We start from the raw sequence: 6,453 nt of genomic DNA on the forward strand, positions 1-6,453 counted from the left end.
GTCTGACGCGGCGCTGAACGCTGGCTGACGAAACCCGCTGCAACCCTAGGTTTTCATTTCTCGATGTGAGATGAGAGCCCTGGGCAGGGTAAGCACCGAGACGGGCTCAGTGGCGGCGCACGACGCCGGCGCGCTTGGCCCCGGCCGCTTCCCAGGCGCCGCTGGCAAACCAGGGATCGCCCTTCAGATAGGCGGCCAGCATGGGCAGCGCGTCCAGGCCCCAGAACAGCCGCCCGTCCACGGCGATCGTCGGCACCCCGAACACACCCGCCTTCAGCGCCTGCTCGGTGGCCTGGCGCAATTGCTCCTTGATCACCTCGCTGCCCGGATCGCGGGCCGGAGCCAGGTCTTGCGTCAGCGCAGCCAGGCGCTCGGGGTTGACGGCATCGGCACCGGCCGAGCGCCAGACATGGTGCAGGATCTTCTCGACCACCAGGCGATTCGGCGTGCCCAGCGGCTGCGCGCCGCAGGCCCAGGCCAGGCGCAGCAGCGGCAGCGGGTTGAAGGGATGCTGGGCCGGCGTATCCAGCGGGATGTTCAGCTGGTGGGCCAGCCAGGCCACCTGGCGGAAGGTCCACTGGCGCTTGCTCTCGATCTCGGCCGGGCCCTTCTGGCCGATCGCATGCAGCAGGGCCGCGAACAGCACCGGCCGGTACTCGACCGTGTAGCTGCAGCCCACCAAGGCCTCGGGCAGACGGTCGAAGGCCAGGGCTGCATAGGGCGAGACGGGGTCGAAATAAAAGGTCAGGTGTTTCATCAGGGGCCGTCCGTGGAGGCTGCTGCGGTGAAGATGCCCTGCTCGATCAGCGCGGCGCGGCGCTCGGGCAGGCGGGCCAGGATGGCCAGGCGGGTGGCGTCGTCGGCCCTGGACCAGGCCGCGATCTCGGCAATGGTGCGCGCGCAGCCCTCGCACCAGCCGCTCGGCTCATGCATCTTGCAGACATTGCTGCAAGGCGACGGGACGCTGGAAACAAGCACGGCGTTCATATCGCTGCCTGCACAGGCAAGACCACATCGATCACCGGCGCCTCGGTCAGCGCCGCCAGTTCGGCCGGCGTCATCTTGAACACACCGTTCGGATGGCCGGCGGCGGCCCAGATCACGTCGAAGCGGAACAGCTCCTGGTCGACGAAGAGCAGCGGCGCGGCCGCCCCCTCGATGGGCGCGAAACCCAGCGGCGAGACACCGCCGATGGAAAAACCGGTGCGCGCCTTCACAGAGTCGGCATCGGCGCGGCCCAGCGGGCCGGTCAGGTCCTTGAGCTTCTTCTCGTCCACGCGCCGGTCGCCCGAGGCGATCACCAGCACCGCCTGCTCGTCCGTCTTGCGGCGAAACACCACCGACTTGGCGATCTGACCCAGGCTCACGCCCAGCGCGTCGGCCGCCTCCTGCGAGGTACGCGCGGCCACCTCCAGCCATAGCGGCGCGTGGGCATGCTGCCTGGCTGCCAGCGCGGCGCTGACGCGCAAAAAGCCTTCGGGGCGGACGGGATCGGGGGTTCTTGCTTGCATGCGCCGCATTGTCGCGCAGCTCGCGGGCGGCGCCTCGCGCCGGTTCAGCCGCCGTGATCGAAGAAGGCGTGGCCGCAGTGCTGGCGCTTGGCGTCATACATGGCCGCATCGGCGCTTCTGAGCAAGGCGGCGCTGCTGCTGCCGTCGCCCGGGTAGAGCGCGATGCCGATGCTGGGCTTGATCTGCAGGGTCAGCGCGCCGATGCTCAACGGTGCGGACACCGCGTCAAAGAGCTTGCCCGCCAGCGCGCTCAGCTGCGGCCGGCCCAGCGCCGGCCCCATGCGCAGGCAGGCAAACTCGTCGCCGCCCAGGCGGCTGAACATGTCCTCGCTGCGCACCACCCGGGCCAGGCGCAGGGCCACCACCTTCAGCACCTCGTCACCAACCTCATGGCTGTGCTGGTCGTTGATCTGCTTGAAGTCGTCCAGGTCCAGATAGAACAGCGCCAGCGTGATGTCCGGCGACTCCAGATGGGCCAGCGCATGGTCCAGGCGCTCGCTGAAATAACGCCGGTTCGGCAGGCCGGTCAGGCCGTCGTGCATGGCCAGATGGCGTGCCTTGCGTTCCTCGTCCTGGGTGCCGGCCAGTTCGGCGCGCGCCGAGGCCAGCGCGGTCTGCGCGTCGAACAGCTGCAGCTCCAGCGCGCCGCTGCGGGCCAGTTCCTGGAGCAGCGTCGCATGCAGCTGATCCAGCGCGGCCGCGCATTCCAGCACGCCGGCCTGGACCTGGCTCGCGCGCACCGGGGCGCTCAGCAGCGTGCGCACCGTCAGGCGCTCGCCGACCAGAGCCCTCAACCTGAGCTTCACCGCAGCGAACAGCTCGTCCCAGTCGCACAGGCGGATGTCGCCCACCGGCGCCGCCCGGGCGCCATCGCCTTGCAACAGGTCCGGCATCGCCTGGCGATACTCGGGACGCGCAAAGCGCGGGCTGGAACCTTCGGAACTAAGCATCGACATGACTCCAGACAGTGATCGAAGAACGGAGCACAGCGCCTGGCGCCGCCCTCGACGGAGACACAGCGGCCAACGCCGGTATTGGGCAAAGCCCGTCGCACAGCGTCTGTGCGCCACCGCACACAGGCCGCGCCGGCGCTGCGGCAGGGCAACACCTGGTGAAGCCCGGTGAAGCAAGCCTAGAGCTGGGCCGCATAAGACCGCCGATCCGTGCCATAGCAGCTGCAGGCGGCCGCTTCCAGGCCGGGCCTGTCCAGCACCGTCAGCTCGCCGCGGCGGTAGCTGATCAGGCCCTGGCGCTGCAGGACGCCCGCCGCCACCGTGATGCCGACCCTGCGCACGCCCAGCATATAGGCGAGGAACTCATGGGTGACATGAAAGCGCACCGCGTGGGCGCGGTCCTGGCTCATCAGCAGCCAGCGCGCCAGCCGCGGCGCGATCATATGAAAGCGCAGGCAGGCCGAGGCGGTAGCCAGCTGGGCCATCAGCACATACAGATAACGGTCCAGGCTGCGCTGCAGCGCCGGGCTGTCCGCCAGCTCGCGCCGGAACGGCGCCACCGCGACCCGCCAGGCAAGACCCGGCCCCTGCACCAGGGCGCGCAGCGGCGAGGTCGCCACGCCCAGGGCCAGATGCACGCCCAGCATGCCTTCGCGCCCGACCATGCCGACCTCCAGCCCCGGGTGGTGATCGACCTGGGTCACCAGCGAGATGAAGCCGTCCACCGGAAAGTAGACATGGCGCGTCGGCGCACCGTACTCGCACAGCACCTCGGCCAGCACCAGCTCGACCGGCTCGCACAGGGCTTGCAGACGCAGGCGGCCCGGGCGCGGTAGTTCGGCGATCAGATGATTCTCGGCAGGCATGGGTTGCGGCTTCCAGGTGGAGGTCTTGCCGCCAGCATGCGCAGCGAAGCCGGTGCACGTCTGTACGTTGCCGAACCTTGGCGCGGGTGCGCTGTCGCACAGACCGCCGGGCCGCTCGGCGCTAGCCTGGGCGCAGAACCTGGGGAGACCATGCGCCTATTCAGCATCGAACACAGCCGTCGGGCCTATCGCGCCGACTTCGCCCTCTACGGCCTCGCCTGCCTGCTGCTAACGGCCATCTTGCTGATGGCCGGCCCGCCCGGGCAGGGTCTGCGCTTGCTCGGGCTCGCGGTGGCCGGCCTGTCAGGCTGGACCCTGCTCGAATATGTCTTGCATCGCTTTGTGCTGCATGGCCTGCCGCCCTTCAAGCGCTGGCATGCCGAACATCACCGCCGACCCCGCGCCTTGATCTGCACGCCGACCCTGCTCAGCGCCGCGCTGATCGCCGGGCTGGTGTTCGTGCCGGCCCTGCTGCTGGGTGACTGGTGGCAGGCCTGCGCGCTGACCGTCGGCCTGCTCGGCGGCTATCTGATCTATGCGCTGACCCACCATGCGCTGCATCATGGCCCCACCCGCCAGGGCTGGCTGCGGCGGCGCCAACAGTGGCATGCGCTGCACCACGGGTCCCAGCATGTGCTGCAGCGCCGGCCGGGGCATTACGGTGTGACCAGCGCCTTCTGGGACCATGTCTTCGGCAGCGCCGCTCGCCTGCGTTGAGAGGTCCGCTCAGGCGGCCTTGCGGTCGGGCAGCAGGCGGTCGTACTCGGCCTTGACCACCGCATAGCACTCGCAGGTGCGCGACTCCAGACCGGCGCGGTCCAGCACCGAGATGCGGCCGCGCGCGTAGCGTATCAGGCCGGCCTTCTGCAGCTTCAGCGCGCCCTCGGTCACGCCCTCGCGGCGCACGCCCAGCATATTGGCGATCAGTTCCTGGGTCATCACCAGCTCGCTGCCGTCCAGCCGGTCCAGGCTCAGCAGCAGCCAGCGGCACAGCTGCTGGTCCAGCGAGTGGTGGCGATTGCAGACGGCGGTCTGCGCCATCTGCGTGATCAGGGCCTGGGTGTAGCGCAGCAGCAGATGCATCACCGGCCCGGCGCGGTTGAACTCATCCTTCATATGCTGCGAGTGCAGACGATAGCCCTGGCCGGCGCTCTGCACCACGGCGCGGCTGGGCGTCGAGCCGCCGCCCATGAACAGCGAGATGCCGACCAGGCCCTCATAGCCCACCACCGCGATCTCGGCCGAGGCACCGTCTTCCAGCACGTAGAGCAGGGACACGATGGCCGTGGTCGGAAAGTACACATGGCTCAAGGTGCCGCCGGACTCATAGACCACTTCGCCTAAGGGCAGTTCGACCGCTTCGAGCAGCGGCTGCCAGCGCAGCCACTCCGCCTCGGGCAAGGCAGCCAGCAGGCGGTTGTGGCGGGGATCGGGCGCTGAGGCCATCGGGAACTCCATGCAAAGCAAGAGACCCGACGCTGTCAGGCCCTGATTTGACTATACGCAGTCGCTCCCGATTGATATGTGCGCTATCGAACATAGTGAGCAGCCATGTGGGCCAGCGCACAGACGGCGCCGCGGCCAGCGGCTAAAAACGCAGACCCTGCACGGCCGGCACGGTGCCCCAGGACGCGACACGGCGCTTGGTCCTACACCGGACGGGGCCGGCCGTCCGACAGACGGCCACGGCCGCGCTGCCTACGATGAAATACGCCACGGGCCCAGCTCGCGGCCCTCTTGCGAGAGCGCCAGCGGCGCGCTCGTTTCTGCCACACGATTGCCGTCAGGCCCAGCAAGCCCGGCGGGCGGAGCCTTCGATGAACACACCGAACTGGAGCACCTCGTCCTATGGCGACAGCACCGACACCTCGCCGATGGAGCTGTCCTCGCTGGGCGAGCACCTGAGCCTGTGCCGCCGCATGAGCGGCCGCCTGTTTGGCCTGCGCTGCGGCGCCGAGCTGCTGCACCGCTTCATCGCCGCACGCCTGGTCACCAGCCTGGTGCTGCTGGCCGCCCTGATCGCCGCCAGCACCCTGCTGTATTGAGCGCGGTCATGGACAGGGCGCCGTCCGAGCTGCTGCGCCTGCTCCCCGCCGCCCCGGCGGCGCTGCTGGCCATGCAGGACCGGGACGACGGCGCGCTGCAGCCACCGATACGCGCCGAGCTGTTCGGGCCGCAGCGCTTCGCCCAGCATGGCCGCAGCCTCGGCGACACCCATCAGGCCACCCGGGGTGGCGCCGGCGCCGCGAGCTTCTTCCCACGCCTGCGCAGCAATATCAGCGTGCTGCGTCAGGCCCGCCATTACATCGGCGCGCAGGCCGCCAGCGGCTACGACATCAGCCCGGCGGCCGAGTGGCTGCTCGACAACTTCCATCTGATCGAGGCACAGATCAAGGAGATCCATGAGGGTCTGCCGAGCCGCTATTTCCGCGCGCTGCCGCTGCTGATCGCCGAGCCGCTGGCCGGATTGCCGCGCATCTACGGCGTGGCCTGGGCTTTTGTCGCCCATACCGACAGCGCCTTCGACGCCGAGCTGCTGCAGGCCTTTCTGAACGCCTACCAGGAGACGCGCGAGCTGACCCTGGGCGAGACCTGGGCCCTGCCGACCACCTTGCGCGTCGTGCTGATCGAAAACCTGCGCCGCCTGGCCGAGCGGGTCGCGACGCAAAAGGCCGCGCGCGAACTGGCCAATCTGTTCTGCGACCGGCTCGACGCCTGCAGCCTGCACGCGCTGGACCAGCTGCATCGCACGATGCAGCGGCGCGGCGTCGGCCCGGTCTTCCTGGCCCAGCTGGCGCTGCGTCTGCACGACCGCAGCACGGTGGACCAGGGCCATGTGCAGGGCTGGCTGCTCGACTGGCTGCATCGCGCCCTGCCCGACCCTGCCGCGCTGCAGGCCCAGCTCAGCGCCGACCAGACCGCCGACAACCTCAGCGTCAGCAACGCGGTCAACTCGCTGCGCGCGATTGCCGCGGCCGACTGGCCCGAGCTGATCGCCCACACCAGCAGCCTGATGCGACTGATGCTGGGCGCCCCGGTATTTGCCGCCGAGCACAGCCAGACCCGCGACCAGAGCCTGCACCGCATCGAGCGCCTGGCCAGGCGCAGCGGCCGCAGCGAGCT

8 protein-coding genes and 1 pseudogene are annotated in these 6,453 nt (G+C 69.4%); 3 read left to right on the forward strand and 6 right to left on the reverse strand.

Going from position 1 to position 6,453, the window contains the following annotated elements:
• Positions 1 to 106: 106 nt before the first annotated feature.
• The 5 genes from PO768_RS18935 to PO768_RS18955 form a co-directional block, all read right to left on the reverse strand.
• Complete coding sequence (locus PO768_RS18935) at positions 107 to 757, reverse strand: 2-hydroxychromene-2-carboxylate isomerase (RefSeq protein ID WP_137942061.1); 651 nt, start codon at positions 755 to 757, stop codon at positions 107 to 109.
• Positions 757 to 933 (reverse strand): DUF1289 domain-containing protein, encoded by a 177-nt coding sequence (locus PO768_RS18940; RefSeq protein ID WP_272647290.1) that lies wholly within the window; start codon positions 931 to 933, stop codon positions 757 to 759. The genes PO768_RS18935 and PO768_RS18940 overlap by 1 nt, the downstream gene beginning before the upstream one ends.
• Before the next feature lie 50 nt (positions 934 to 983).
• Positions 984 to 1,511, reverse strand: a complete 528-nt coding sequence (locus PO768_RS18945; protein WP_272647291.1) for a YbaK/EbsC family protein — start codon at positions 1,509 to 1,511, stop codon at positions 984 to 986.
• A gap of 44 nt (positions 1,512 to 1,555) precedes the next feature.
• On the reverse strand, positions 1,556 to 2,461 hold the full coding sequence (locus PO768_RS18950; RefSeq protein WP_272647292.1) for a GGDEF domain-containing protein: 906 nt from the start codon (positions 2,459 to 2,461) through the stop codon (positions 1,556 to 1,558).
• 182 nt (positions 2,462 to 2,643) lie between these two features.
• Positions 2,644 to 3,330: a Crp/Fnr family transcriptional regulator gene (locus PO768_RS18955; RefSeq protein ID WP_272647293.1), complete on the reverse strand. Its 687-nt coding sequence runs from the start codon at positions 3,328 to 3,330 to the stop codon at positions 2,644 to 2,646.
• A gap of 150 nt (positions 3,331 to 3,480) precedes the next feature.
• Between PO768_RS18955 and PO768_RS18960 the strand changes: the two genes are divergently transcribed.
• Positions 3,481 to 4,047 (forward strand): sterol desaturase family protein, encoded by a 567-nt coding sequence (locus PO768_RS18960; protein WP_272647294.1) that lies wholly within the window; start codon positions 3,481 to 3,483, stop codon positions 4,045 to 4,047.
• A gap of 9 nt (positions 4,048 to 4,056) precedes the next feature.
• Here PO768_RS18960 and PO768_RS18965 read toward each other — a convergent pair whose 3' ends face one another.
• Positions 4,057 to 4,776 carry a Crp/Fnr family transcriptional regulator gene (locus PO768_RS18965; protein ID WP_272647295.1) on the reverse strand — a complete coding sequence of 240 codons (720 nt, stop codon included), beginning with the start codon at positions 4,774 to 4,776 and terminating at the stop codon, positions 4,057 to 4,059.
• Positions 4,777 to 5,147: 371 nt separating this feature from the next.
• On the opposite strand from PO768_RS18965, the gene PO768_RS18970 reads away from it, so the two are divergent.
• Together PO768_RS18970 and PO768_RS18975 are read left to right on the forward strand one after the other, a co-directional pair.
• Positions 5,148 to 5,375 carry a hypothetical protein gene (locus PO768_RS18970; protein WP_272647296.1) on the forward strand — a complete coding sequence of 76 codons (228 nt, stop codon included), beginning with the start codon at positions 5,148 to 5,150 and terminating at the stop codon, positions 5,373 to 5,375.
• An 8-nt stretch (positions 5,376 to 5,383) separates the two neighbouring features.
• Positions 5,384 to 6,453, forward strand: a pseudogene (locus PO768_RS18975) (GH36-type glycosyl hydrolase domain-containing protein); the annotation flags it as partial.

It is taken from the genome of Paucibacter sp. XJ19-41 (genome assembly GCF_028462495.1).
In the GTDB taxonomy this organism is placed as follows: domain Bacteria; phylum Pseudomonadota; class Gammaproteobacteria; order Burkholderiales; family Burkholderiaceae_C; genus Roseateles_E.